The organism is Sulfuricurvum sp. (genome assembly GCF_023229695.1).
GTDB lineage: Bacteria > Campylobacterota > Campylobacteria > Campylobacterales > Sulfurimonadaceae > Sulfuricurvum.
Map to the genome: position 1 here is coordinate 1 of NZ_JALNYS010000007.1, position 24,443 is coordinate 24,443.

The 24,443-nt window shown below is 48.8% G+C and carries 25 protein-coding genes and 1 pseudogene; 13 read left to right on the forward strand and 13 right to left on the reverse strand.

The window, feature by feature from the left end; all coding sequences use genetic code 11:
• The 11 genes from M0P91_RS05940 to rho form a co-directional block, all read right to left on the reverse strand.
• Positions 1 to 1,187 (reverse strand): methyl-accepting chemotaxis protein (locus M0P91_RS05940; protein WP_295065626.1); only part of this gene is annotated, 1,187 nt, incomplete at its 3' end.
• Positions 1,188 to 1,331: 144 nt separating this feature from the next.
• A complete protein-coding gene (locus M0P91_RS05945) occupies positions 1,332 to 2,891 on the reverse strand; it encodes a sensor domain-containing diguanylate cyclase (protein ID WP_295065628.1) in 1,560 nt (519 codons plus the stop codon).
• 238 nt (positions 2,892 to 3,129) lie between these two features.
• On the reverse strand, positions 3,130 to 3,360 hold the full coding sequence (locus M0P91_RS05950) for a hypothetical protein (RefSeq protein WP_295065630.1): 231 nt from the start codon (positions 3,358 to 3,360) through the stop codon (positions 3,130 to 3,132).
• Complete coding sequence (locus tag M0P91_RS05955) at positions 3,357 to 3,548, reverse strand: YwbE family protein (RefSeq protein ID WP_295065632.1); 192 nt, start codon at positions 3,546 to 3,548, stop codon at positions 3,357 to 3,359. Before M0P91_RS05955 ends, M0P91_RS05950 begins: the two co-directional genes overlap by 4 nt.
• The gene (locus tag M0P91_RS05960; RefSeq protein ID WP_295065634.1) at positions 3,549 to 3,908 is read right to left on the reverse strand and encodes a cupin domain-containing protein; all 360 of its coding nucleotides are present in this window, start codon (positions 3,906 to 3,908) and stop codon (positions 3,549 to 3,551) included.
• Between the two features lie 169 nt (positions 3,909 to 4,077).
• The gene (locus tag M0P91_RS05965; RefSeq protein WP_295065636.1) at positions 4,078 to 4,263 is read right to left on the reverse strand and encodes a hypothetical protein; all 186 of its coding nucleotides are present in this window, start codon (positions 4,261 to 4,263) and stop codon (positions 4,078 to 4,080) included.
• 175 nt (positions 4,264 to 4,438) lie between these two features.
• On the reverse strand, positions 4,439 to 4,657 hold the full coding sequence (locus M0P91_RS05970) for a cold-shock protein (protein ID WP_013459406.1): 219 nt from the start codon (positions 4,655 to 4,657) through the stop codon (positions 4,439 to 4,441).
• A gap of 273 nt (positions 4,658 to 4,930) precedes the next feature.
• Positions 4,931 to 6,829 carry an EAL domain-containing protein gene (locus M0P91_RS05975; protein WP_295065639.1) on the reverse strand — a complete coding sequence of 633 codons (1,899 nt, stop codon included), beginning with the start codon at positions 6,827 to 6,829 and terminating at the stop codon, positions 4,931 to 4,933.
• 78 nt (positions 6,830 to 6,907) lie between these two features.
• On the reverse strand, positions 6,908 to 8,515 hold the full coding sequence (locus M0P91_RS05980) for a DNA polymerase III subunit gamma/tau (RefSeq protein WP_295065641.1): 1,608 nt from the start codon (positions 8,513 to 8,515) through the stop codon (positions 6,908 to 6,910).
• A gap of 113 nt (positions 8,516 to 8,628) precedes the next feature.
• Positions 8,629 to 9,378: a glutamate racemase gene (gene murI / locus M0P91_RS05985; protein ID WP_295065643.1), complete on the reverse strand. Its 750-nt coding sequence runs from the start codon at positions 9,376 to 9,378 to the stop codon at positions 8,629 to 8,631.
• 1 nt (position 9,379) lies between these two features.
• Positions 9,380 to 10,705, reverse strand: coding sequence for a transcription termination factor Rho (gene rho, locus M0P91_RS05990; RefSeq protein WP_295065645.1), 1,326 nt, complete (start codon positions 10,703 to 10,705; stop codon positions 9,380 to 9,382).
• 286 nt (positions 10,706 to 10,991) lie between these two features.
• On the opposite strand from rho, the gene M0P91_RS05995 reads away from it, so the two are divergent.
• Positions 10,992 to 11,798 (forward strand): formylglycine-generating enzyme family protein, encoded by an 807-nt coding sequence (locus tag M0P91_RS05995; protein ID WP_295065647.1) that lies wholly within the window; start codon positions 10,992 to 10,994, stop codon positions 11,796 to 11,798.
• 154 nt (positions 11,799 to 11,952) lie between these two features.
• Here M0P91_RS05995 and M0P91_RS06000 read toward each other — a convergent pair whose 3' ends face one another.
• A complete protein-coding gene (locus M0P91_RS06000; protein ID WP_295065649.1) occupies positions 11,953 to 12,357 on the reverse strand; it encodes a YchJ family metal-binding protein in 405 nt (134 codons plus the stop codon).
• A gap of 85 nt (positions 12,358 to 12,442) precedes the next feature.
• Here M0P91_RS06000 and M0P91_RS06005 point away from each other — a divergent pair, with 85 nt between their 5' ends.
• The 5 genes from M0P91_RS06005 to M0P91_RS06025 all read left to right on the forward strand — a co-directional run bounded on the left by M0P91_RS06005 (position 12,443) and on the right by M0P91_RS06025 (position 15,839).
• A complete protein-coding gene (locus tag M0P91_RS06005; RefSeq protein WP_295065651.1) occupies positions 12,443 to 12,877 on the forward strand; it encodes an NfeD family protein in 435 nt (144 codons plus the stop codon).
• A 20-nt stretch (positions 12,878 to 12,897) separates the two neighbouring features.
• The gene (locus M0P91_RS06010) at positions 12,898 to 13,815 is read left to right on the forward strand and encodes an SPFH domain-containing protein (RefSeq protein WP_295065652.1); all 918 of its coding nucleotides are present in this window, start codon (positions 12,898 to 12,900) and stop codon (positions 13,813 to 13,815) included.
• Between the two features lie 52 nt (positions 13,816 to 13,867).
• A complete protein-coding gene (gene rmuC / locus M0P91_RS06015; RefSeq protein WP_295065654.1) occupies positions 13,868 to 15,169 on the forward strand; it encodes a DNA recombination protein RmuC in 1,302 nt (433 codons plus the stop codon).
• 171 nt (positions 15,170 to 15,340) lie between these two features.
• Positions 15,341 to 15,577, forward strand: coding sequence for a CopG family transcriptional regulator (locus M0P91_RS06020; RefSeq protein WP_295065656.1), 237 nt, complete (start codon positions 15,341 to 15,343; stop codon positions 15,575 to 15,577).
• Positions 15,570 to 15,839, forward strand: coding sequence for a type II toxin-antitoxin system RelE/ParE family toxin (locus M0P91_RS06025; RefSeq protein ID WP_295065658.1), 270 nt, complete (start codon positions 15,570 to 15,572; stop codon positions 15,837 to 15,839). The genes M0P91_RS06020 and M0P91_RS06025 overlap by 8 nt, the downstream gene beginning before the upstream one ends.
• 10 nt (positions 15,840 to 15,849) lie before the next feature.
• Here the strand turns inward: M0P91_RS06025 and M0P91_RS06030 are convergent, their stop codons facing one another.
• Complete coding sequence (locus M0P91_RS06030; RefSeq protein ID WP_295065660.1) at positions 15,850 to 16,398, reverse strand: CDP-alcohol phosphatidyltransferase family protein; 549 nt, start codon at positions 16,396 to 16,398, stop codon at positions 15,850 to 15,852.
• Between the two features lie 341 nt (positions 16,399 to 16,739).
• Here M0P91_RS06030 and M0P91_RS06035 point away from each other — a divergent pair, with 341 nt between their 5' ends.
• From M0P91_RS06035 to M0P91_RS06065, 7 genes and pseudogenes are all read left to right on the forward strand, one after another.
• On the forward strand, positions 16,740 to 16,985 hold the full coding sequence (locus tag M0P91_RS06035) for a FeoA family protein (protein WP_295065662.1): 246 nt from the start codon (positions 16,740 to 16,742) through the stop codon (positions 16,983 to 16,985).
• Complete coding sequence (feoB, locus tag M0P91_RS06040; protein ID WP_295065664.1) at positions 16,975 to 19,113, forward strand: ferrous iron transport protein B; 2,139 nt, start codon at positions 16,975 to 16,977, stop codon at positions 19,111 to 19,113. Before M0P91_RS06035 ends, feoB begins: the two co-directional genes overlap by 11 nt.
• 35 nt (positions 19,114 to 19,148) lie before the next feature.
• Complete coding sequence (locus M0P91_RS06045; protein WP_295065666.1) at positions 19,149 to 19,811, forward strand: response regulator transcription factor; 663 nt, start codon at positions 19,149 to 19,151, stop codon at positions 19,809 to 19,811.
• Positions 19,812 to 19,902: 91 nt separating this feature from the next.
• Positions 19,903 to 21,210, forward strand: coding sequence for an ArsS family sensor histidine kinase (locus tag M0P91_RS06050; RefSeq protein ID WP_295065668.1), 1,308 nt, complete (start codon positions 19,903 to 19,905; stop codon positions 21,208 to 21,210).
• Positions 21,207 to 21,973, forward strand: a pseudogene (surE, locus tag M0P91_RS06055) (5'/3'-nucleotidase SurE). The gene M0P91_RS06050 and the pseudogene surE overlap by 4 nt, the downstream one beginning before the upstream one ends.
• Positions 21,970 to 22,611, forward strand: coding sequence for a tRNA threonylcarbamoyladenosine dehydratase (locus M0P91_RS06060; protein ID WP_295065670.1), 642 nt, complete (start codon positions 21,970 to 21,972; stop codon positions 22,609 to 22,611). Before surE ends, M0P91_RS06060 begins: the two are co-directional and overlap by 4 nt.
• Positions 22,612 to 22,646: 35 nt before the next feature.
• The gene (locus M0P91_RS06065; RefSeq protein WP_295065672.1) at positions 22,647 to 24,404 is read left to right on the forward strand and encodes a GGDEF domain-containing protein; all 1,758 of its coding nucleotides are present in this window, start codon (positions 22,647 to 22,649) and stop codon (positions 24,402 to 24,404) included.
• Positions 24,405 to 24,443 lie beyond the last annotated feature (39 nt).

The following is a 24,443-nucleotide window of genomic DNA, read 5'->3' on the forward strand; positions in this document are numbered from 1 at the left end:
TTTCCTTCTTTGATCTGTCCGACCACCTCTTCGATGATATCGGAGGTCTCTTTGGCGGCTGCCGCCGCCCGTTGGGCGAGGTTCCGCACTTCATCGGCGACGACGGCGAATCCCAGACCGTGTTCCCCCGCCCGCGCCGCTTCGACGGCTGCGTTGAGGGCAAGGAGGTTGGTTTGAAACGCGATCTGGTCGATCGCTTTGATGATACCGGAAATTTTTGCCGCCGATTCGGTGATCGCGTGCATGGAGCGGGAGAGCTGTTCTCCCTTTTCATATCCGGCACGGGCCGAATCGTTGGCGTTTTTCGCGAGGATATCGGCCTGACGGGCGTTGTCAACGTTTTGTGAATTGATCGCGGTGGACTCTTCTAACGTCGCGCTCACCTCTTCGACGCTGGAGGCCTGTTCGCTGGCCCCTTGGGCCAATGAGGATGAGGAAGCCGCTACTTGATCGGATGCCGAGGTGATCTGCATCGCCCCGTCGCGGATGGTGGTGACGCTCATGGTGATGGCTTGGTTGATGGAGCGGATGGTGTAGAGTGCAATACCCAGAATGACGATAAAAGTGATCAATCCGCCGATCAGTAAAATCATGACGAGATCGTCGGTGTTGCTCTGCTGAAGTTCAACCTCTTTTTGCCCCTCTTTTTTCTGGAAATCAAGGAGATTTTCAGCACTCTTGTACGCTTCTTTAAAGAGAGGAGCTACGACTTTGATTCGGTGGATATTAGCCTCTTTGTATCTGTTTTGGTGAAGCAGCTGCGCATTTTCTATCAACCCCTCTTTTACAAATTTCCCCCGTTTCTCTTTAAACGCTTGTGCCAGAGCTTTCTCTTCCGGTGTCAGGGGGGAGGAGATGTACCCCTCCCATAACGTTGTAATGGTCGCTATATTGGCAGTCACTTCATCCAGATGTTTATGGATGGAATGGTTGTGCAGGGTACTCTCTTCCAGCCGGGGATCGTGCATGCCGGCTAGCATCAGCTGATTAACGTTGGCATGCATGAGATCTAGGATCGTACCGATAGTGACCGCCGGTACCAGTCGATCGGTCAGTATCTTTTTGGCACCATTGGCGGATCGTTGTGCATTGATGATACTGTATGCCCCGACGCCCAGCAGTATTGCGAGCAATAAAGCGATCAGTAGCACCATTTTTTTACCGATTGTCCAATTATGGGTGTTCATACCGTGATTCCTTTATCGTCAGGAGTAATTTTTAGTGTTTTTGAGAATGAAGTATAACTTTTTTTGTAAAATATTACATAAATGTCACAAATTAAAAAAAAAGCGCTGAAGTGGGGGGGAAGAGAGAACCATGAAATGATTCGCCTAGAGCGAAGCAATTTGATTTCTTCCCCCGTTTTTGGCATGATAAAGGGCTGCGTCTACCCGTTTCATGACTGTGTCGATCGTATCGTCCGGATAGTAGGCGCTCACGCCGAAACTGGCGGTGATGCTCCCCATTTGTCCAAAATCAAACATTTCGATTTCCAATCTCAGCCGCTCGGCGAAGGCTGAAGCCTGCTCAAGAGTGGTGTAGGGGAGTAGAAGGATAAACTCTTCACCTCCCCATCGGGCGAAGAGGTCGCTTTCCCGGACACTTTTTTGGGTTATTGCGGCAATCGCTTTTAAGACATGATCCCCTTCCGGATGACCGTAGGTATCATTGATATTTTTAAAGTGGTCGATATCAAAAAGGATAACCCCAAGCGGATGGTCATACCTTTTCGCCCGGGTGAGTTCGTAATTCAGTTGTTCGTCAAATTTCATCCGATTCCATATCCCTGTCAGACTGTCTGTAGCGGCCAGCATTTCGAGCTGCTCTTCGAGTTTGATGAATTCGGTGATATCTTTTCCGGTGGAGACAAAATAGATAATATGGTTATTGCGGTCTTTAATCGGGACGATCGTTTTGTATTCGTGATAGAGCTCCCCGCTTTTTTTCTTGTTAACCAGATGCCCCCGAAAGCACTCTCCGGAGAGGAGCGTATTCCACATCTGTTCGTAGAACGTATCGTCATGTTTGCCGGAGCGGAGAAAGTTGATTTTTCGTTCGCGAACCGTTTCCAGCTGATATCCGGTATGTTTTTCGAAGGAGGGATTCAGATACTCCACGATCCCGTTGATGTCGGTAATGACGACGTTGTCGTCGCTCTCTTCAATCGCATGGGCAAATTTTTGCAGCTTGGTTTCGGTTTCGTGGCGGAATATGCTCAACAGCTCAAGAACGGTATAGGCCGCTACCAAAGCGATCACTCCCCGGAGAAGCTGAACCGGAAAACCGAAGGTGTTCTCAAAGGTGGTGTAATTCAGTGTTGAGGCGGGGAAAAAATGGGCATCGGGAACGATTATCCCCGCAGCGACCGCGTAGAGCAAAAGTGAAGCGATCAACAGTTTAAATGCGGTTTCAATTCGCGGGAGTTTGAGTTTTTTCAGATATTCAAACCGTAAATAGAGGGCATACGCACTTAAAATAATCCCCGGTATCCCGATACAATAGCGGGTGAGGATATTTCCCAACAAAAAAGGGTCACTGCTTTGGCCAATTAGAATGAGAATAGACAGCGGTAGGGGAGAGAGTGCTGCCACAAGAGTGAAGAAGGGGAGTTTTTCGAGTTTTTCGCTGATCATTCGAAGCCCGAAACAGAGGAGGAACAGGTACGAAAGGGCTAAGAGAACCAAACTGATCCCTTGTAGCAGGAGGGGTTTGTTCTGCTCGATCGTAAAAAACATATCGATCCACTCGACGACTCCGTGCGAAATGCCGAATGCACCGATGAGCCATATGTTTTTGGCAAGTTTGTATCTACTCCCCCCTTTCGGATAGAGCAAGATCGCAAACCCCATTAAAAAAAAAGCCAAACCGTATCCGAAAAAAAGTAGATACAAAGGATTCCTTTCAAGTATTAATGATTTAATGATACGTTATACCGTTTTATAACTTACACTCAGAAAAGAAAGTTTTCCGATCCCCCGTTATGGGGAGATCTAATTGAGTAACTGATCTTACGCACCTTGCCCTAGCAAGTACATAAAGGGAAATTAATCTCGCGCATCCGAAAGATACGGGTAGCTTCAGGGGGTTGTATGGGTGAAAAGCGTTAAAAAAGTCAACTGCTTGGCTTTTTTAGCTTTGGAACCCGGCCGATGCACAAAGTGCCGGCTTGAGCGTGACCGAATCAAATCCCGCCTCTTCGGCGAGTAAAAAGGCGCTTTGTCCCAGGATCATGATTTCGCGATAACGCACTTCATCAAGATGGATCCCCATCGTTTTTAAAATCTCGACGTTGGCGGCAAAATACCATTTTTCCGTCTCCACCAGGACGCCGTCGTTGTCAAAAAGGATCTGTTTTTTCAAAATACCTCTTTAACCCGTCCCACTTCACCGCTCATGAGACGCACCTTGATTCCGTGCGGATGATTGGGGGATTTGGTCAGGATATCGCGCACGATCCCCTCTGTCAATGCCCCGGTGGACTGGTCTTGTTTCAAAACGATGGTGACCCGTTTACCCGATTGGATATGTTTGCGTTCTCTACCGTCCATTTAGCACGCCAATACTTCGATCGTGTCCTGAGTTTTAGGGACAAGGCATAAAAAGTTGTAGGGTTCGTCGCCAAGGGTTTCGTAGCTGTGCGGTACTCCCGCAGGGATCAGCAGTACGTCTCCCGCCCCTGCCTCAAAGCTTTGATCGCCGATAACGACCCGTGCTTGCCCGCTGATCACGTACTGTTCGTGTTCGACGGTGTTAGTGTGCAGGGGCATATGCCCGCCACTCTCAATGGTGAAATTTCGCATCGCAAAATTGGGAGATTCGTCCGGAGAGAGGAGCATTTTCATGGCTACCCCTTTACCCGCTTTTTGGGGCATCGCTTCGATCGTATCGATTTTTTTGTGTAGAAACATCGTGATCCTTCTGTATGCCTCGTAAGAGGCTGATTTTAATGCCCGGAGAGTATCATCGGGATTACTTCCGTGCGCATAATACGATCAAAAGGTTAGCACAGAATTGTTGTGGATTTCATATGAAGGAGAGGGAGGTTTGCCTGTTTAAGGCAAAGGAAATATTCGGGGATTAGTCCCGTAGATTAAGCCAGGAGGGGGGATTATCAAATGAGAGTTCACTTTCGTGCCAGTCACTTTTTTCACCATGGCGTGCATGCAATTTCCCGTTCACGAGATGATATTGCAATCCTGTAACATTGCTGGTAAGTTTTTTACCTTGAGCGAGTGCTTCTAAAACAGCTTCTCTGCTTTCCATACGGTCCCCTTTTTTAATCGTAATGTCGATCCTAAAGCGCAAGAGGCATCTTGTGCGTATAATGGCTAAACGTAGGGGATAAAAGTACTGTAAAATATCTATTTAAAACACCCGATAGTGTCTTAAGAAAATAGTTTTGAGAAGAGGGGCAGAAAAACTCTGCCCGAGGAGAGAGTTACAGTGCTGTAACGTTTTCTGCTTGTGGACCTTTTTCGCCCTGACCAACAGTATAAGTCACTTTTTGACCTTCGTCAAGAGAAACACGACCATAACCGGTGCTGTTGATTTGACGGAAGTGTACGAATACATCTTTACCGCCGTTGTCTTGTTGGATAAATCCAAAACCTTTTTCGCTGTTGAACCATTTAACGGTTCCGTTTAGTACGTCTGCCATAGTAAACCCTTTGTGTTTAAAATACACTCCGTTTCCGAAGTGGTCGAAAATATAAAATGGAGTATTCTAAGGGCGGGTCGTACTGTTAACTAAAAGGTCTTCAATAAAAAGCAAGCCAAAGATGAAACTCTAAATCATCTTTCAATGGATAGATTATAGCTGAAAAATCAATATTGTACAAGGGGAATAGATACAAATTGTTAGATTTACACCATTGTGGGAATATTTCACCCTTTCAGCTTCTCCAAAACAGCGTAATGTTGAGCTACCCCCTTACGTTTTGACGATCGGGTGAAAAAATCTCTTTGCAAATTCATCCGATGGCATCGGGCGTGCAATATAATACCCCTGAATATAATCGCATTGAATCGATTCAAGGTAGTTTCGTTGTGCGGCAGTTTCAACCCCTTCCGCGATCACTTTAATCCCAAGACGGTGTGCCATGATGGCAATCGCTTCGCATAAAATCCTGTTGTCGTTATCGGTTTCAAGATCTCTAACAAAAGTTTTGTCAATTTTGAGAAACGTAACATCAAATTTTTTGAGGTGGGCAAGAGAGGAGTGGCCCAGACCGAAATCATCGATGGAGAGGGTAATCCCCCGATGGTCAAATTTTTGGAGTGTCTTAATGGTGGCATCACTTTGTTCCATGAGAACCATTTCGGTAATTTCTACGACGATGGCATCTGCCGGGAGACTCTGGTTGTCGATAAGCTCCGAAAGTTTTAGACATTGGGAAGAATCGCTTCGAAATTCTACGGGAGAGATATTGATTGAAATTTGAAACGTTGGATCGTAGTGCTCACGCCACACTTTGAGTTGGGTGGAGACTTCATCAAAAATCCATTTTCCGAGTTCGACAATCATCCCGGTATCTTCCGAAAGGGGGATGAAATCGGCAGGACTGACCAGCGTACCGTCATGACGCATCCATCGGATCAATGCTTCGGCTTTGTGGATCGTCTTGCTCTCTACGTGGAGAATGGGTTGATAATAGAGGACAAATTCTCCGTTCTTGATCGCTTCGCGCATCTCATCGGCCAATTGATGCCGTTTATGCAGGGCGTCTTGCATCATGGGGGTAAAATAGTGGTATCGATTTCTCCCCTCTTTTTTTGCCGAATACATCGCCTGATCGGCGTGTTTGAGGAGTACTTCCGCCGACAAGCCGTCGGTCGGAGCGACGGCGATACCGACACTGGCGGAGATAAAGGCTTTTTCGCCGTGCAAATCAAAGGAACGGGCCAGTTCGCTGAGCAAGGATACGGCAATTTTATCTATGACCAGTTCGTCATTGACTCCGGGGAGGATAATGGTAAATTCATCCCCTCCCAGACGGGAGACAATGTCGTTTTTTCGGACACATTGGGTAATCCGTCTTGCCGCTTCGCGGAGCAAAACATCCCCCTCATCGTGCCCGAAGGAGTCGTTTACCTCTTTGAAATTATCCAGATCGAGAAACATCAAGGCCAGAGGCAATCGGGTGCGTTCAATCTCATGCAGCTCTTTTTCGAGCCGATACATAAACAGGTTCCGATTCGGAAGCGCGGTTAAAAGGTCAAAGTTGGCTTGATACCAGATTTTTTGACGGCTCTCCTGATCATCATTGAGATCGGAAAAGATGGCAATACGTCGGTAGGGGTGGCCGTCTTCGTGAAAAAGTGTCCGTATCGTAAGCCATTTGGAAAAAAGATATCCGCTTTTATGGCGGTCGACAATCTCCCCCTCCCAACTGCCGTGGAGATTGATAGCATTTTTCATCCCCTCATAGTACGCTTTGTCATGATGCCCGGAGTAGAGAATATTTAATTTTTTACCCTGAATTTCATCGCTGCTGTAGCCGGTGAGTTTTTCAAATGCGCTATTGACGCGGACAACATGCTCATTCGTGTCAATGTCCGAAATGATGATGGGATCACTGTTGTTTTCAAAAAGAATTTCGGTCAGTTTGGCCTGATCGTCACGATTATGCAATTCATTTTTTAGCTGCGTCAATCTGGTGCGAAGGGCATAGGTACGGAGGATACCGGCGATAATGAGTAGGATAAGGATGAGTAAAGAGAGTGTCAAATAGGTGTAATCGACGGAACAGCAGGGGGACACATCTGAAGCACAGAGGGGGGCTGAAAGGGAGAGAAGGGGCAACACAAAGGATCGCTGTAACCGCATCATTTAACCTTCTGTTGATAAAATGAATATAACTTAACGTAAATGTGTAATGAGTTATTATATCGGATTTTTTTTAATTTTTTAAACTTTTGACTGAACGGTAATTTTGGTCGCTTCGAAAAGTTCCGCCGCTTTTTGAACCATCGGCTCTTTAAGGACATCGCTGCCGTTAAACTCTTTGACGCTGGTTTCGCCGCAGTCTGCAACACAGCTTCCGACACCGATTTCGGACTCTTCGACCATGGAAGCGGTTTGCGGCAGCGGTTCTTCTCGGGTCAGGAGGGGTGTTTCCAGAGCAGGCGGGGCGCTTTTGGTGCAGGGTCCCGATTTGATTTGGGTATCAATGCCGTAAATTTCGCGGACGAACTGGCGGATAATGCCGAAACTGTTTTTGAGGAGTTCTTTATCTTCCCCCTCGGCACAGCTCTCCCAGGTGAGGGTATTGCCTTCAAAGGAGACAAAGGAGACATTTTTCGTGAAACAGCGCTCCAGCTCTATGCTCCGGTCGGAAATTTTGTCGCATAACTGTTCAAATAATGATTTGGCCGGTTCGCGGAGGGTGACGGTAATCGATTCGGGGGGAGAGGTCATCTCCGGTACTCTCGGTGCTTCTGTGTGGGGAGTTCTGGATTCAAGAGACTCGATCATCTCATCGATCTCTTTGATACGCAGTGCCTCGATCATTTTAAAAAGGGCGAGACTGACGACGAACCCCCCGTCTGCATTGATGGCAAAGAGGGATTTCGCATCACTGAGGATACGGAAAAAACGTTCAATAATCAAAGGGCTGAAACGGTGGTCTCCGGTGTAGAGCCGTTCTTTTAGAAAAGCGATCAGCTCATCCACCACCATTTCCGCCTCATAGGCTTCGAGCTCTTTGACGATTCGCGTCAGCTCCGTCCGGTTTTTGGCAAATACGGCGGCAAAAAGGGTATCGATATAAAGGGGATCGAGTAACCCCAGCATATCGGCAACCGTTTTAATGTCAACAAACCCTTTGGAATAGATAATGGCCTGATCCAGAAGGGTGAGGGTGTCTCGTAAACTTCCCGATCCGCTGCGTGCCAAAATATCAAGCGCTTCGGATTGGAAATCGATCTTTTCGAGATGAAGAATATGGGTGAGATGGTTCACGATATTGGGATGGCTGATCCGTTTGAACCGAAAATGCTGAGTTCGGCTTAAGATGGTCGGCGGCAGTTTGAGCGGGTCGGTGGTCGCGAGGATGAATTTGACAAAAGGGGGCGGTTCTTCGAGTGTTTTAAGGAGGGCGTTGTGCGCCTCTTTGGTCAGCATGTGCACTTCGTCGATAATAAAAATTTTGACACTAGCGCTGGCAGGGCGGTATTTGGTGTGCTCAATCAGGTCGCGGATATCGTCGATTTTTCGGCTGGATGCGGCGTCCATCTCGATGATATCGATGTGGCGCCCCTCATTGGCCATGACGCAGTGGGTGCAGACATCGCACGGAGCGGAGGTCGGCCCTTTTTCACAAACGAGTGATTTGGCAAAAATCCGTGCCGTCGATGTTTTTCCCGAACCGCGAAGTCCTGAAAAAAGATAAGCGTGCGACAGGCGCCCCGTATCGAGGGCCAGAGAAAGGGTTTGGGAGATGCTCTCTTGTCCGATGAGCTCTTCGAACCGTTTCGGGCGGTATTTTAACGCTAATACTTCGGACCGTTCTGCCATTCGTTCTCCTTCTTTAATTCCTTGGTTCCAAGGTAATTATCTGCCTCGTGAGAGGCAAGCTTCAGTGCCATAGCGGCCAGCGTAGCCAAGCGGAGCTTTGCTCCGTTGGCGTTCTAATCCAGCGACAACCACTCTTTGGCGGTACGGCGAAGCCCTTCGGGATTTTCGGAAGCGAAAAATTTCAGTTCCGTTTTTTCAAACCGCTTGGTGAAATCGTAATGGTGTTCCAGATATTCGACAATTGCCTCTCCCGAATGGATCAGGGCACTTTTCTGGTTAAAGTAGCCGTCAATGGCTTCGGCAACGAGGGGGAAATGGGTACATCCCAAAATAATCGCGTCGGGATTCTTTTCCAAAGCACCGAAATAGTGATGAAGGGCACTTTGAAGCACTTCTCCCTCATAGAGCCCCTCTTCGACGATGGGGACGAGAAGGGTCGTGGCGATCGCACTGTGGCGCCGGTATCCCAGCTCTTCAAGCCCTTTTTCATAGGCGCGTGAACGGACCGTCGCTTTGGTTCCCAGAATCAGAATATTGGCATCGGTATCGGGGACGGCATTTTTAAGCGCCAGTACTCCGGGTTCGACGACCCCGATAACGTCACAGTCGCTGTGCAGACGCATCTCATCGAGGGCATAGGCACTGACGGTATTGCAGGCGGTGATCAGCAGATCAATTTCGAAATTTTTGAAGAATTCAAGTGCTTCAAGGGAGTAGCGGATAATGGTATTTTGGTCTTTGACACCGTACGGAACGCGGGCGGTATCTCCGAAATAGATGATCTCTTCGAAGAGTTTGTGTTCGAGTAACGATTTGACGACGCTCAAACCCCCGACACCGCTGTCAAAGACTCCGACTCGCATCTTATTTGGTCGACTCGTTCATACTGTCGAGAAACTCGCTGTTGCTCTTGCTTTTGAGCATCGTGTTGTAGAGGAAACGGAGTGCTTCGACTTCGTCTTCTTGCTTGTGCAGCATCGAGCGAAGGACAAATACTTTTTGGAGGATCTCCGGTCCGATGAGGAGCTCCTCTTTTCGGGTTCCCGATTTGAGGATATCAATCGCCGGGAAGATACGGCGATCGGAGATTTTGCGGCTGAGGACCACTTCGGAGTTTCCGGTCCCTTTGAACTCTTCGAAAATGACTTCATCCATTCGGCTTCCCGTATCGACGAGTGCGGTGGCGATGATCGTCAAGCTTCCGCCGTTTTCGATGTTACGCGCGGCACCGAAGAACCGTTTCGGTTTGTGCAGGGCGTTGGCATCGACCCCGCCCGAGAGGACTTTTCCCGAACTCGGGGTAACGGTATTGTAGGCACGGGCAAGGCGGGTGATCGAGTCGAGGAGAATCACGACGTCTTTGCCCAGCTCGACGCGTCGTTTGGCCCGCTCAATCACCATCTCGGCAACTTTGACGTGGTTTTTGGCCGGTTCGTCGAAGGTAGAGCTGTAAACCTCTCCGTTGACGGAGCGCTCCATATCGGTGACCTCTTCGGGACGTTCATCGACCAGCAAGACCATCAGCTCCACTTCAGGATGGTTGTTTGTGACCCCGTGGGCGATCTCTTTCATCAATTCCGTCTTACCGGAGCGCGGAGGAGCGACGATGAGTCCGCGCTGCCCTTTTCCGATCGGGGAGAAGAGGTCCATCATCCGCCCCGTCAGTTTGGTCGGCTGGTATTCGAGTTTGATCTGCTCTAACGCATAAAGAGGGGTGAGGTTTTCGAAGAGAGGGCGTTTCTTGGACTCTTCGGGGGGGAGATAGTTGATCGCTTCGACTTTGAGGAGGGCGTAATAGCGCTCCTGATCTTTCGGCGCACGAACCTGACCGGTGACGATATCCCCGTTACGAAGAGCGAAGCGGCGGATTTGGGTACTGGAGACGTAGGCGTCGTGCAAAGAGTCGCTGAAGCTTTGGTCCACGGCACGTAAAAAGCCGTAGCCGTCTTGCATAATTTCCAGGATACCCGTAAAGAGGATGAATCCCCCCTGCTGAACCTGTGTTTTGAGAATTTCAAAAATAAGGTCTTGACGTTTAAGTTCGTTGGGGTCTTCGATATTGAGCGAGTTGGCGATTTCAAGAAGATCTTCGAGTTTTTTGGTTCGAAGCGCTTCGATCGTAAACCCTTCTACCGGTATATGGGTACGGTTTTTTGAATTGTTTTTCGGAGTTTTTGAGGTTTCGCTCATTCGTGAAATGCCTTAATTATATGTGGATTTAGTCGGCGAGATTTGGGTGAGATGTCATAGACAGGTCATATAGTTTGTTTGATGACATTATAAACTATCGTTTAGCAGCTTGTCAAGCCGGAAAAAAAAAGGGGGAGAAAATCATCCGTTGGATTTAGGTTAACGGGGATTATCTTCTCCAATATAATTATGGTTTAAAAAAAATTGTTGTTTTGTTGCAAAATATAAACATTTTTTGCTATGGTTGCGTATCAAGTAACTCGATAAGCATGCAAAAAGGTTTAGTTTGTTCGACTTTTTAAAAAAGAAACCCGAAATCGTCCCTGAAATCGAACCGGTCATTGAAACCCCTAAGAATTTTACCAACTCCATCGGTATGGAATTCCTTTACATTGACGGCGGAGAGTTTATCATGGGGCGGAATCCTCAGTATCATGAAGGGGGCGATGTCGAATCACCGCACCATCCGGTATCGGTCAGAGGTTTTTGGATCTCGAAATACCCGGTAACGCAAGAACAATATTTTAAACTCACCCGCGTCAACCCTTCGTATTTTAAAAACGATAAAGTGGAAGAAGCAAGTTCGCACCGTCATCCGGTCGAGCAGGTGAGCTGGTTTGACGCCAAAGCATTTGTGGAACTCCTCAACCGGTATGAGGGGAAAACACGTTTTTATGCGCTCCCGAGTGAAGCACAATGGGAGTATGCCGCCAAAGCAGGGGGGAATACCCGCTTTACGTTCGGCGATTCGGAAGCACTGCTGGATGATTACGCAATTTATGAATACAGCTCCAATTTCAGAACGGGTGTAGTGGGGGAAAAACTCCCCAATCGGCTGGGAATATACGATTTGTTGGGGAATATATGGGAGTGGTGCGAGGATGACTTTTTTGCGAACTACATGGGGGCCCCGAAAGACGGTTCAGCCCGCATCGGCGCTCTGGAGGGGGAGTCGTTCAAAGTTCGGCGGGGCGGAAGTTATAAAACGGGGTATATGTGTTTACGAAGTTCGTTTCGCGGCTATTCGCGTCCCGATTTTATTTCCAATGAGATCGGATTTCGTCTCGTTATTAACGGCCACCCTTTTTCATAATTGATATTACGCACTTTACGGGCAGAGCCCGCAAAGTGGCGGGGACAATTTGTCCCCTGCACCCCCCTGAAGCTACCCGCATCTTCCGGATGCGGGAGAAAAACTGCCCTTTCACCCTTGTTAAAGGAAGGTGCAAAACATCAGCGAGTGATCGTTACGATTCGGGAAATTCTCCGCTTTCGTAGAGCCATTTCTTGTCTATCTTATAAAATCGGCTTTTTTCAATAAAACTTCCCTCTCCCAAAACTGCGCTAAACGTTACATATGCGACCGACTCCCCGTCAATAAAATCCAGAATTTTTAATCCGGTAAAATCGTGGGTACGCGAAAACGCGAGGATGCTCCGGGCCCACGCCGCTCTATCGTCGCTGTAATCGCCGTTATTAGGATGGGTCGTATCCATGATGTATTCGGGCAGGGAAAGGGCGAACGCACTGTAGCGCGAGCGCATGAGTTTTAGAGCATTGGAGGGGAGTATCCCCTTATGATAAGGGTGGCAGCATTTTTTGTATTTGTCGCCGCTGTGACAGGGGCAGGGGGCATTGGGTGAAATTTTCATATCCGAATGATAATGTAATTTACATCAGAAGGGAATAAGGGGAAAATGTGTAATCTTAAATCCAAAATTCACCAAGGGTAACAAAATGTCCTATTTTTTCTGGCTGATTGTGGCGGTAGCCGCTTTTGTGATCGAGATGATGATGCCCACATTTTTCGCTTTATTCGCCGGTGTGGGGTTTCTGGTCGCGGCGGGGGTGGCGTTTGCCTCCCCCGAATCGCTGTTTGCCCAGCTGGTCGTTGCGGCGATTTTTATGATTATCGGGGCGGTCATATTTAAAAAGAACCGTATCGGCGACGATGAACGCAATGCGGTCGGAACCCACAACGAATTCACCGGAATCGAGGGGAAAGCGACGAGATCCCTCTCGCCGCATTCGGAGGGGGAGGTGGAATTGTATGAGCCGATTGTGGGGAATCGGGTGTGGCCGGCTCTCTCTTTAGAGGGGGAGATCGAAGCGGGGGGGCAGGTGCGCGTCGTCAAACTCAGGGGCAACACGGTCGTTGTCGAAAAAATTTAAATAAAGGTAAAGGATTTATTATGGATATCAGCGTTCTCTTTTCGTTAGTACTGGTCGTGGCGGTGGTTTATGCATTGTCGCAAATGGTCCGGATTGTTCCGCAGGGGGAAGAGTGGGTCGTCGAGCGGCTGGGGAAATACCATACGACGCTGCTGCCGGGGCTCCATCTGCTGATCCCTCTCATCGATATCGTTGCCTATAAAATCGTCACCAAAGAGCTGATTCAGCAGACCCGTGAGCAGGAAGTCATCACCAAAGACAACGCCGTCGTCATCATCAGCGCGGTGGTTTTTTACCGCGTTACCGATCCGGGGAAAGCGTCGTATTCGATCAGCAATTTCGAAAGTGCCGTCGCCAATATGACGATGACAACGCTGCGTGCGGTGATCGGCGGAATGACGCTGAATGAATCGTTGTCGCAGCGCGATGTGATCAAAGCCGAAGTGGCGGGAAAAATACGCGATTCGCTCAGCGGCTGGGGATTGACGCTGGGGAATCTGGAGGTACAGGATATTCGCCCGAGTCAAAATCTGCAAGAAGCGATGGAGCGTCAGGCGGCGGCAGACCGCGAACGCGAAGCGGCCATCTTGATCGCGGACGGTCAAAAGCGTGCCGCCATCGCCGAAGCCGAAGGGCTCAAAGAGTCGATGATTCTCGCCGCACAGGGGAGACTCGAAGCGGCCAAACTCGAAGCGCAGGCGAAAGCGGAACTGGCCGATGGGGACCGCAAGGCGATGGTGATTGTTTCCCAAGGGCTTGCGGGCGGGGATGTGGCTCCCCATTATCTCCTAGCGCAGCGCTATATCGACAGCGTCAAAAATCTGAGTGAATCGGAGAATGCCAAAGTGGTCTTCATGCCCTCGGACTGGCAGCAAAGCCTCGCCGGTGCCGTCGGATCGCTGGGGTATCTGGGAAGCATGCTGAGCGAGAAAAAATAGGGCAGGATGCCAACTATTTCGTCTCTTAGGAGCGGTTGGCTATAATCGTGCCATGATCTACGAAATAACTACTTTTATCTCTCTAGCCGCCGCCGGCATTATGACAGCCGCTTGGATGCGGAGCCATCACTCAGCGGCGCTGTCACAATCACAAGCGGTACAGTTGCAGGAAGCGTTGAATCAGGAACAAGCCTCACGGCGCGAAGTGCAGTCGAAATTCGAATCGCTCAAAAACGAATATCATGGACTGGAACGCGATTATGCGATTCTCCATACCCGGAACGAAGAGTCGGGGAGGGCATTCGAAGAGAAAATCCGCCTCCTCGACGAAGCCAAAACACAGATGAAAATGCAGTTCGAACATCTGGCAACCCAGATATTCGACCAAAAAGCCAAAACATTCGACGAAGCCCATGCCAAAGGGCTTGACCTTCTCCTCAGACCGTTCCGCGAACAGATTGCCCATTTCGCCCGCCAGAGCGAAGAGCGATTTGTCCACGACCTCAAAGAGCGTCAGAGTATCAAAGAGGAGATTATCCGCCTCAAATCGCTCAACGAGCGCCTCAGCGAAGACGCGATCAATCTGACTCAGGCACTTAAGGGGGAGAATAAAACCCAGGGGAACTGGGGGGAGATCGTCCTAGAGCGGATACTCGAAGAGTCGGGGCTACGAGAGGGGCACGAGTACGAGATCCAAAGCACCCTCAGCGACGAAGAGGGGAAAAAGTTCCGCCCCGACGTCATCGTCCACCTGCCGCAGAACAAAGACATCATCATCGACTCCAAAGTCTCCCTCGTCGCGTATGATGCCTTTACCCGGGCTGAAAACGACGAAGAGCGTGCCCATGCCCTCAAACAGCATCTCCTCTCGATCCACGGCCATATTAAAGGACTCAGCTCCAAACGCTACGAACAGCTCAGCGGTGTCCGAACCCTTGATTTTGTCCTGTTGTTTATGCCCATCGAGGGGGCGTTCTTGCTGGCCCTCGAACAGGACAACACCTTTTTCAAAACGGCGTACGAGCAGAACATCGTCGTCGTCTCCCCCTCGACATTGCTAGTGACGCTGCGGACCATCGAGCACATCTGGCGCAGCGAATATCAGGAGCGCAACGCCAAAGCGATCGCCGCCTCAGCCGAAGCGCTGTACGAAAAACTGGTGGCGTTTGTGGAGGATATGGAGAAGATCGGTGAGCAGATCGGGCGTACCCAAAAAAGCTATGAGGGGGCGATGAACAAGCTCTCCACAGGTAAAGGGAATTTGATTCGTCGCGTCGAGGCGATGCGGAAACTGGGGCTGAAGCCGAAGAAGATGCTTCCGTCGTCGGTGATGGATGAGGGGGAAGAAGAATGAAATACATACAAGAGACGATTGAATGCAATAAACTATTTGATGCCTATTTAGTTGGACGAGAAGATTTAAAATCTAAGGGTTTCAGCCTCTCGATTATTTGATTACGCCGTTATTGACATTATGAATAAAATTGAATACAATTGTTTTATAATGAATAAAAAAGGGGCTGTTGTGAAAACAGTAACGATGAGAGTTGATGACTCGGTTTATCAAATGATTGCACTTGCGGCTTCGGGTGAGCGACGAAATATTTCCAATTTTATTGAGTATGCGACATTGCAATATCTTTCATCGGCGCAATATGTCGATAATGCAGAGATGGCGGAGATCATGACGGATAAAGAGTTGGTAGAAAATCTTAAACGTGGATTTGAAGAGGTGAAAAACGGAGAGTATACGATTGTCTGAGTTTTCAATTGCTGAAACGAAAAGCTTTGAAAAAATAAAAGCGGGTATTGAGAAAAAACTGTATACGAAAATTACGAATATCGTCTATCCGCAGCTCCGTCAAAATCCCTATTTCGGAACCAATATTAAAAAACTCAAAGGGGAGTTTGAGGGATATTACCGCTACCGTCTCGGTGATTATCGACTTTTTTATCTTATTGACGATGGAAAAGTTGTGGTTGTTGTCGTCGATTTTCGACATCGCCAAAATGCGTATGGATGAACCAGCACTTTTACAGGTGCGGAATCTTCACTTTCGAGTTGAGCAGCGCTCCGATGAAGATCATCAAGGCGAGCACCCCCATCCATCCGATAAATCCCGATCCCAGCCATACAAGCCACAGTAAAATCGCCCCCAGCGGCGTCGGAACCCCTGTAAAATGTTTGGCTACTTCTCCGGCATCGGCGTTAATATTAAACTGAATAAGACGGCGCAGACCGCTGATAACGTAGTAGATGGACGCGATCGAGGTGATGATGAGAGGGATGCCGGAGAGATGGGCATAAACCCCCTGAAAGATAAAAAAGGTGGGGACAAGGACGAAGCTCAGAAAATCGGCGAACGAATCGAGCTGAATCCCGAATTCGTTGGAGAGACCGAAGCGACGGGCGATTTTTCCGTCGATGATGTCGAATGCCCCCCCCATCCATGCGAGGATGACGGCGAGTATAAATTGATTTTGGGTGATGAAATAGGTGGCTAAAAGCCCGCAGGTGATATTTGCCATTGTGACGAGATTCGCGAGATTGAAATGACTGGTTGAACGCCAAAGAAAGGGCATGGGACTCCGATGAAAGCGAATTATAGAAGGTGCAATTATAACCAATCGAGCACAAATTGAGTTAAATGGCTTGTAAATGATAATTCTTTTCATTTGCTAAGTGTGCTGTAAGATGATAATATATATCATTTCTAGAAGTAAAGAATATTGTTATTAATAACTGATGTTACGCACTTTCCGGGCAAAGCCCGTAAAGTGGCGGGGACAATTTGTCCCCTGCACCCCCCTGAAGCTACCCGCATCTTTCGGATGTGGGAGATTACTAAGCTTTTCGCACTTGTTTAGACAAGGTGCGTAAGGTCAGTCAATAATTTGAAAGTTTTAAACAGAAGGATTTTAATATGGAAAAATCCACGATGACTCTCCTGAGCGCTTGCAGTAAGGGGGGGACGGCACGAGTTGTTAAGATCAATGCGACGGGCCCTTTGAAACAGCGGCTCCTCTCTTTCGGATTGATGAAAGGCTCTGAGGTGAAAATGCTCGAATGTTCTCCGACCAAAAGTACGTTTGAGATTAAAGTGGGGAATGTGAGTCTGGCATTGCGCAAAGAGGAAGCTGAACTGATCGAGGTAGACGATGTCCGATAATCTCCAGGTGTGTGAAATCGACAGTAAAAATTTAAGAATCGCCCTCGTAGGGCAGCCGAATGTGGGTAAAAGTATGCTGATCAATTCGATCGGCAATGCACGGCTGCACGTCGGGAATTTTACCGGGGTGACGGTCGAGAAGAGCGAAGTGCTGTTTGAATACAAGGGGTACCATTTTACCGTCGTCGATCTTCCGGGGACTTACGCCTTTACCGATTACTCCATCGAAGAGCGGGTGACGCATGAATTTCTTTGCAATGAACGTTATGATTTAATCATCAATGTCCTCGATTCGACCAATATGGAGAAAAATCTTCAGCTTACCGCCGAACTCATGACGATGAGCAAAAAACTGGTGGTTGCCCTCAATATGAGTGATGAAGCGCAGCGGGAGGGGATTGAGATTAACGCCCCTTATCTTTCGCAGCTTCTGGGACTTCCGTGTGTCCGCGTCTCTGCTGCGGCGAAGACGGGGTTGGATGAGTTGATGAGTGCGGTTATCAACGTTCACGAAACGCCGTTTCAGGAGCAAAAACTCATTTTTAGCGAAGCGGTCGAAGAGGAGATCTCCCTTTTGTCCGATTATTTGGACCGTCATCGCTTCAAAGCAAAGATATCAAACCGCAATATCGCGATCAACCTTTTGCAGCAAGAAAAGAAAACCTACCGCACCCTGCACGAAAACCCGATATGGGTTGAGATGCAGCCCCTTTTGCGGGAAGCGGACCGTCATATCTCTTTGCATCACGATACGGAGGATGTCAAAGAGATTTTTGCGGAGGAGTATCTGGCCTTTAATCGGGGGATTATCGCCGAAACGGTCAAGATAAAGCCGAAAGCCGTTGAGCAAAAAACGACAACCGAAAAAATCGATGCCGTTTTGATCCATCCGTTTTTCGGAATCCCCCTTTTCTTGTTTTTTATGTGGTCGCTGTTTCAGCTCACCTTTGAGATCGGCTCTATCCCGATGGTCTGGATCGATGCCTTTTTCGGATGGTTCGGCGGCGTCGTCGGATCGACGATCCCCAATGAAGCGGTTCGGTCGCTGGTGGTCGACGGAGTGATCTCGGGGGTGGGGGCCGTCGTGCTGTTTGTCCCGAATATTGTGATCCTTTTTGTCGGGATCGCCTTGCTTGAATCGACGGGGTACATGTCGCGCGTCGCCTTTTTGCTGGATGGATTTTTCCATAAATTCGGTCTGCACGGACAATCGTTTATCCCCCTCGTGACCGGGTTCGGATGTTCGATCCCCGCCTATATGTCGGCGCGAATTTTGAAAAACGATCGTGATCGCCTCTTGACGCTGTTTATTATCGGGTTTATGAGCTGCGGTGCGAGACTGCCCGTTTACGTCCTCTTTACGGGGGCGTTTTTCGGCCCTGAAATGGCGGGCAATGCCCTCTTCGCCATTTATATTCTCGGTGCGATGATCGGTCTGAGTGCGGCAAAACTCCTTAAAATGACGGCGTTTAAAGGGATGGATGAGCCGTTCGTGATGGAGATGCCCAAATACCGCCTCCCTTCCTGGAAACTGATCTGGCATACGGTGTTGACGAAAACGATGATGTATCTGAAAAAAGCGGGGAGCTTTATCGCCGCCGCATCGATGCTGGTATGGTTTTTAAGCACCTATCCGAAAAACGGGGAGTTAGAGAGACAATACGCGCAACAGATTGAAAGAGCCTCTTCGGAACAAGAGGTTAAGACGCTTCAAAATACTTTGGCCGAAGAGCAGCTCTCCCAAAGCTTTCTGGGGCGTATCGGACATACGATCGAACCGGCGTTTGCCCCTTTGGGATTTGATTGGAAGATGGCGGTCGCTCTTCAGACCGGATTGGCCGCCAAAGAGGTCGTGGTGTCGACGATGGGGGTACTCTATTCTCTGGGAAGCGATACGACCGAAGCGGACAACTCGCTGATGCGTGCGATCCACACCCATATTCCGTTTGCCTCGGCGGTTGCGTTTATCGTCGTTATCATGACCTATCTCCCCTGCCTCGCCGCATCGGTCGTCTTTACCCGCGAAGCGGGGGGGATCAAATACTTCGGCTATCTCTTCGCTTTTACAACGATCGTTGCCTATTCGTTGGCGTTTATCGCGTACCATCTCACCTTGTGGTTGAGTTAGGTGCGTATTAACCGTCTCTGGGTTACAATAGCGGCATGAGTAAAATATTAATGATTGAAGACGATCTCGAGCTTGCCGAGATTCTGACCGAATTTTTAGAACTGTACGACTTTTCGGTAACGACCGAAGATGATCCGTTCAAGGCGCTTAGTATCCTTAAACTGGAAAAATTCGATGTGGTTATTCTGGATTTGACGTTACCGGGAATGGACGGGTTGGAAGTATGCGAAGCGATACGGGCACGTCAGAATATTCCGATTATCATCTCTTCGGCCCGTTCGGATGTGACCGATAAGATCAATGCCCTTGAATTGGGAGCGGATGATTACCTCCCCAAACCGTATGACCCCAGAGAGCTGGAGGCGCGAATCCACTCCGTGCTGCGCCGATACGATGCCGCTTCCGCCGCCGCCTCCGAGAGAGCGTGTGATTTCAAATTGAATGAATCCGCAATGCAGATCAGTTATAAAAATCGTCCTCTTGAACTGACCAATGCCGAATACGGCATCCTCGCCCACATGATTAAGAAGCAAGGGCTGGTTGTCTCCCGGGAAGATTTGATCCATAATGTCGCGGCAATCAACGAAGACTCATCCAATAAGAGTATTGATGTCATGATGGGACGTATCCGTAATAAACTGGGAGACAAAACCCTTATCGAATCGATACGCGGTATCGGCTATAAGTTACTCAAATGAGAAAAAAACTCTGCCCGAAAAGGGCTAGCTTCAGTGCTAGAGCGGCCAGTGCAGCCCGAGGGATTTTATTCCTTGGGCGTTCAAACTAACGATGCTCAAAAATAATGCTGTACTCGCGACTGTTTTATTCGCCATGACGGTGACGGTTGTCAGTGTCAGTACGACATTTTATCAGCTGTACGAAATTAACCGCGTCAAATATATCGACAATATTTTCAACAAACACTCCCTTATCAGTCAGATTTACCATTCGTATCTCCTCAAACAGATCTCTCAGCCGATGTTTGAAGCCAATCTGGCGCTGTATGACCTATACGAAGTGGTTGACGCCGATGCGTATAAGAAAATTACGGAGCGGGGAGAGAGGTTAAAAGAGGAGGGGAAATCGGCAGAGGGAATTGATGGCGATTTGTTGATGGAAGCCCCTTATGCCGAGCTTATTGTCAGTCCGATCGCCTCAACGATGATCGATTATCGGGGAGATATCTATTTTTTGATCGAATCTTCCCACAATGCCGTATTGCTTGAAGACCGTAAAACCGAATCGTACAGTCCGGTGATCCTCCTCTCCGCCTACGGAACGATTATGTCGATTTTGATCGTATCGTTTGCGCTGATTATCCATCGGCTAAAACCTCTGCGCCGCCTCCGTCGACAGATTGCCCGATTCGGAGAGGGGGATATGGGGGTGTCGTTCAAGATCGCGGGAAATGACGAGATCGCCTTGATCGCCAATGAACTCGATACGACCCAGAATAAAATCCGTTCACTGATCGAATCGCGGACCCTTTTTTTACGCAATATTATGCATGAGCTCAAAACGCCGATCGCCAAAGGGAGAATCGCTTCAACGATGTTGGCCGATGAGAAGCAGCAAGGGCGTTTTTTGGGGATATTTGAGCGGCTGGAATCGCTGATCGGGGAGTTTGCCCTGATCGAAGAGATCACCTCTGGAAATCAGCACCTTGAGAAAAAAGAGTATCGTCTGGTCGATATTATCGACGGGGCGATCGACAGTGCCATGGTGGAATACGATTCGGTCATACAAGAGGTTGATGCTTCGATTAAAATCGTTGCCGACTATCGTCTGTTTGTAACGGCTATCAAAAATCTGATCGATAATGCGATCAAATATTCCCCCGAGAAAAAAATGTCGATATCAATGGAAAACAGTGAAATTGTTTTTAAAAATCTTGGTGAACCGCTCAAAAAACCCCTTTCGTATTACATTGAACCTTTTACCAAAGACCACCCTACCAAAGACAGCTTCGGGCTGGGGCTCTACATCGTCGATGCCATTTTGAAAGAGCACGGCTATGTCCTCGCCTACGAACGCCGAGGTGAGGAAAACTGTTTTATTTTTGTCCCTTACACCCAACGATCAAGGAATAACCGATGAAAGAGATACTGATTAGTAATGACGACGGATACGAATCCCCGGGACTGCGTGCCCTGCTTGACGCATTGGACGGATTGGGGAGGATTACCGTCGTTGCCCCCTCGACCGAAAAGTCGGCATGCGGCCATTCGCTGACGCTGACCCGTCCTTTGAGCTTTTCAGCGTCGAAGACGATTTTTACAAACTCGACGACGGCACCCCAAGTGACTGTATCTATCTGGCCCTCCATTCGATTTTCGAAGAGCGCAAACCCGATCTGATCATCAGCGGGATCAACAAGGGGTCGAATATGGGAGAGGACATCACCTATTCGGGTACCGCCGCCGCCGCAATGGAGGGGGTATTGCACGGTGTCCCCTCGATCGCTATTTCGCAGGTGATGGACTTTACCCAGCCGATGGGGGATTTTGCCCTGGCCAAAACGGCGATACGGACATTGGCGTCAAAAGTTTTGGAGGGGGGATTCCCCCTGCGTCACCGTGAGTTTTTAAACGTCAATATCCCTTACGGCGTCGATACACTCGAGTGGTGCGTCACCTACGCAGGATACCGCTATTACGCCAATGATGCCCATCTGCACCGTAATCCGAGGGGGATGGAGTATTACTGGCTCGGTCTGCATCCGCTGGAGTTCAAAGCCAGAGAGGAGCAAGAGGGGGTGTGTGATTTTGAGGCGATCGAGAAAGGGATGGTCTCTGTGACCCCGGTTCAGCTGGACATGAGCGCCTATGAATCGATGGTGCGACTGCAGGAGTGGCTGTGAGAGATACCCGTACCAAACTCGTTTTCGGCGAAGAGGCGTTCGGAAAACTTCAGAATGCGAAAATCCTCCTGCTCGGGGTCGGAGGGGTCGGAAGCTTTTGCCTCGACTGCCTGTACCGCTCCGGAGTGCGCAACATTACGATGATCGATTTCGATGTATACGACAAGACGAATCAAAACCGTCAGATGCATTCGGAGCTGCATGAGGGGGAATCCAAGGTTTTAGCCCTCAAAAGCCATTATCCGGAGGTCGAAGCGATCCATCTGCGCATTACCCCCGAATGGGTCGAGACGTTTGATTTTGAGCCCTACGACATCGTCCTCGATGCGATCGATGATATGAAAGCCAAGATAGCGATCATCCAAAAGTGCTATCCGAAACTCATCAGTTCGGTCGGTTCGGCCAAACGGCTCGACCCGACCAAGATCGAGGTGTGTTCCATCTGGAAAACCCACGGAGACCCTTTCGCCGCCAAAATCCGTGCCGAACTGCGTAAACGGCATTTCAAAGGGGATTTCTCCTGTATCTTCAGCTCCGAACTCCCCCGCATTAAAGAGAAGGGGAGCTTTGCGGGGGTTACGGGATCGTTTGGTTTGGCGATGTGCTCATTGGCACTGCGGAGGATCTCCCAGCTGTAATCATTTTGTGATGAAAGAGGCCTATACTCCCAGTCATGAAACTTTTTCATCCCCTTTATCATCATTATTTAACGGTACTGGATATCGCATTTCAGCCGATTGTCGATATTCATACCGGAGAGATTTTCGGTGTAGAGGCACTCCTTCGGGGAACCGATACTCTCGGGTATGAGTCGATCGGCTCATTTTTTGATGCCCTGTATGCGGATGGAATCCTCTACCGCTTCGATGTGCATCTGCGGGAAAAAGTTGTAGAACGGTTTCGTACGATCTCGGGATGTGAGAATCTGAAGCTTTTTTACAATATTGATAACCGTCTCTCGGAGATGGCCGATTTTTCAAAAGGGAACACCTCCCAAATCCTTCAGCGGCACGGTTTAGACAGCAAAACGATCGTCTTTGAACTTTCCGAACGCAACGAGATTATTCACAGCACCCGCTTTTCCCAACTGATCCACCATTATAAAGACGAGGGATTTTGTATTGCCATCGATGATTTCGGAATCGGGCAATCGGGTTATAAGTTTCTCTACCACTGCACCCCCAACATCATCAAGATCGATCGGTTTTTTTTAACGTCGATCGATAAAGACCCCAAAAAAAAGCTCCTTGTCCGCCATATCGTCCAGCTTGCGACGTTGATGGGATGCCGGGTAATTGCCGTGGGGATCGAAAACGAACAAGAACTGGTTGTCTGCAAGGAGGTGGGGTGCCATATGGTACAGGGGTATTTTATTCAGTATCCCACCCTGGACTCTACCCAAATTCTCCACAAGTACCCGCATGTATCGAGTGAGTTTCTGGTGGACAAACGCTCCAAAAGCGATCAAAATATTATTTTGAAACGGCTTGAATACCTTGATCCGATCATCGTCGGGGAGTCGATGGAGTCGCTGTTGGACCGGTTAAAACAAGACGAGGAGATGTTTTTGGTCCCGGTCGTCGATGCACACTACCATCCGCTGGGGATTATCCATGAACACCGGCTCAAATCGGTTATCTATTCCCCTTACGGCAGATCGTTGATCCAAAACCGCTCTTCGAATCTGTCGGTTTTGGAAAACTATATTGAACTGATCCCCATCGTCGATCTAACGATGCCGTTGGAGACGATCATCGAGCTTTTATCGCTGAGTGAGAATGCACCGGGCGTTTTGGTGATGGTCTCCTCCCGATACATCGGCTATCTGAGCGCACGGGTTATGATTGAAGTGATCCATGAACGCAACCTGATCCGTGCACGCGACGAGAATCCCCTCAGCCGCTTGCCCGGGAATTACATGATCAACGAGTATATTGCCCGGACGTTTGAAACAAAATCGGAGGCGGTTTTGTGCTATTTTGACTTTGACCATTTTAAGCCCTATAACGATTATTACGGATTTCGCAACGGAGATCGGGTGATTTTGCTGTTTGTCGATCTGATGCACAAAGGTTTGGCGCAGGAGTATTTTAAAGGGCATATCGGCGGGGACGATTTTTTTCTCGGAGTCACTTTGAGCAAAACCAAAACGTTTGAAGAGGTGTGCGGCGAAGTCGAAAGGGTGATCTTGAAATTCGGCGAGGATGTACGCGAGTTTTACGATATCAAAGACCGGGAGCAGGGGTGCATTATTGCCGAAGATCGTGACGGGACCCGTCGCGAGTTTAAACTCTTAGGGGTCAGTTCGGTCGTGATCCGCGTCGGAAACTCATCGACGATCACCTCTGCCGAACAATTGCAGCGTGTATTTTCAATCGAGAAAAAAACGGCTAAAAAAGCCCCCAACCACATGAGTATCATTGATAAGTGATCCTATCGGAAGGCATGTTTGGTATAATGTCTTAGAATA

What these genes read in the sequence shown, in the direction of transcription:
- M0P91_RS06010 (WP_295065652.1), top strand. Translation starts at nt 12,898, where the DNA reads ATGGATATCAGCGTTCTCTTTTCGTTAGTACTGGTCGTGGCGGTGGTT.
- M0P91_RS06065 (WP_295065672.1), top strand. Translation starts at nt 22,647, where the DNA reads ATGAAACTTTTTCATCCCCTTTATCATCATTATTTAACGGTACTGGAT.
- rho (WP_295065645.1), bottom strand. Translation starts at nt 10,705, where the DNA reads ATGAGCGAAACCTCAAAAACTCCGAAAAACAATTCAAAAAACCGTACC.
- M0P91_RS06035 (WP_295065662.1), top strand. Translation starts at nt 16,740, where the DNA reads ATGGAAAAATCCACGATGACTCTCCTGAGCGCTTGCAGTAAGGGGGGG.
- M0P91_RS06045 (WP_295065666.1), top strand. Translation starts at nt 19,149, where the DNA reads ATGAGTAAAATATTAATGATTGAAGACGATCTCGAGCTTGCCGAGATT.
- M0P91_RS05980 (WP_295065641.1), bottom strand. Translation starts at nt 8,515, where the DNA reads ATGGCAGAACGGTCCGAAGTATTAGCGTTAAAATACCGCCCGAAACGG.
- M0P91_RS06030 (WP_295065660.1), bottom strand. Translation starts at nt 16,398, where the DNA reads ATGCCCTTTCTTTGGCGTTCAACCAGTCATTTCAATCTCGCGAATCTC.
- M0P91_RS05965 (WP_295065636.1), bottom strand. Translation starts at nt 4,263, where the DNA reads ATGGAAAGCAGAGAAGCTGTTTTAGAAGCACTCGCTCAAGGTAAAAAA.
- M0P91_RS05970 (WP_013459406.1), bottom strand. Translation starts at nt 4,657, where the DNA reads ATGGCAGACGTACTAAACGGAACCGTTAAATGGTTCAACAGCGAAAAA.
- M0P91_RS06050 (WP_295065668.1), top strand. Translation starts at nt 19,903, where the DNA reads ATGCTCAAAAATAATGCTGTACTCGCGACTGTTTTATTCGCCATGACG.
- M0P91_RS06000 (WP_295065649.1), bottom strand. Translation starts at nt 12,357, where the DNA reads ATGAAAATTTCACCCAATGCCCCCTGCCCCTGTCACAGCGGCGACAAA.
- M0P91_RS05955 (WP_295065632.1), bottom strand. Translation starts at nt 3,548, where the DNA reads ATGGACGGTAGAGAACGCAAACATATCCAATCGGGTAAACGGGTCACC.
- M0P91_RS05975 (WP_295065639.1), bottom strand. Translation starts at nt 6,829, where the DNA reads ATGATGCGGTTACAGCGATCCTTTGTGTTGCCCCTTCTCTCCCTTTCA.
- murI (WP_295065643.1), bottom strand. Translation starts at nt 9,378, where the DNA reads ATGCGAGTCGGAGTCTTTGACAGCGGTGTCGGGGGTTTGAGCGTCGTC.
- M0P91_RS06005 (WP_295065651.1), top strand. Translation starts at nt 12,443, where the DNA reads ATGTCCTATTTTTTCTGGCTGATTGTGGCGGTAGCCGCTTTTGTGATC.
- feoB (WP_295065664.1), top strand. Translation starts at nt 16,975, where the DNA reads ATGTCCGATAATCTCCAGGTGTGTGAAATCGACAGTAAAAATTTAAGA.
- rmuC (WP_295065654.1), top strand. Translation starts at nt 13,868, where the DNA reads ATGATCTACGAAATAACTACTTTTATCTCTCTAGCCGCCGCCGGCATT.
- M0P91_RS05960 (WP_295065634.1), bottom strand. Translation starts at nt 3,908, where the DNA reads ATGTTTCTACACAAAAAAATCGATACGATCGAAGCGATGCCCCAAAAA.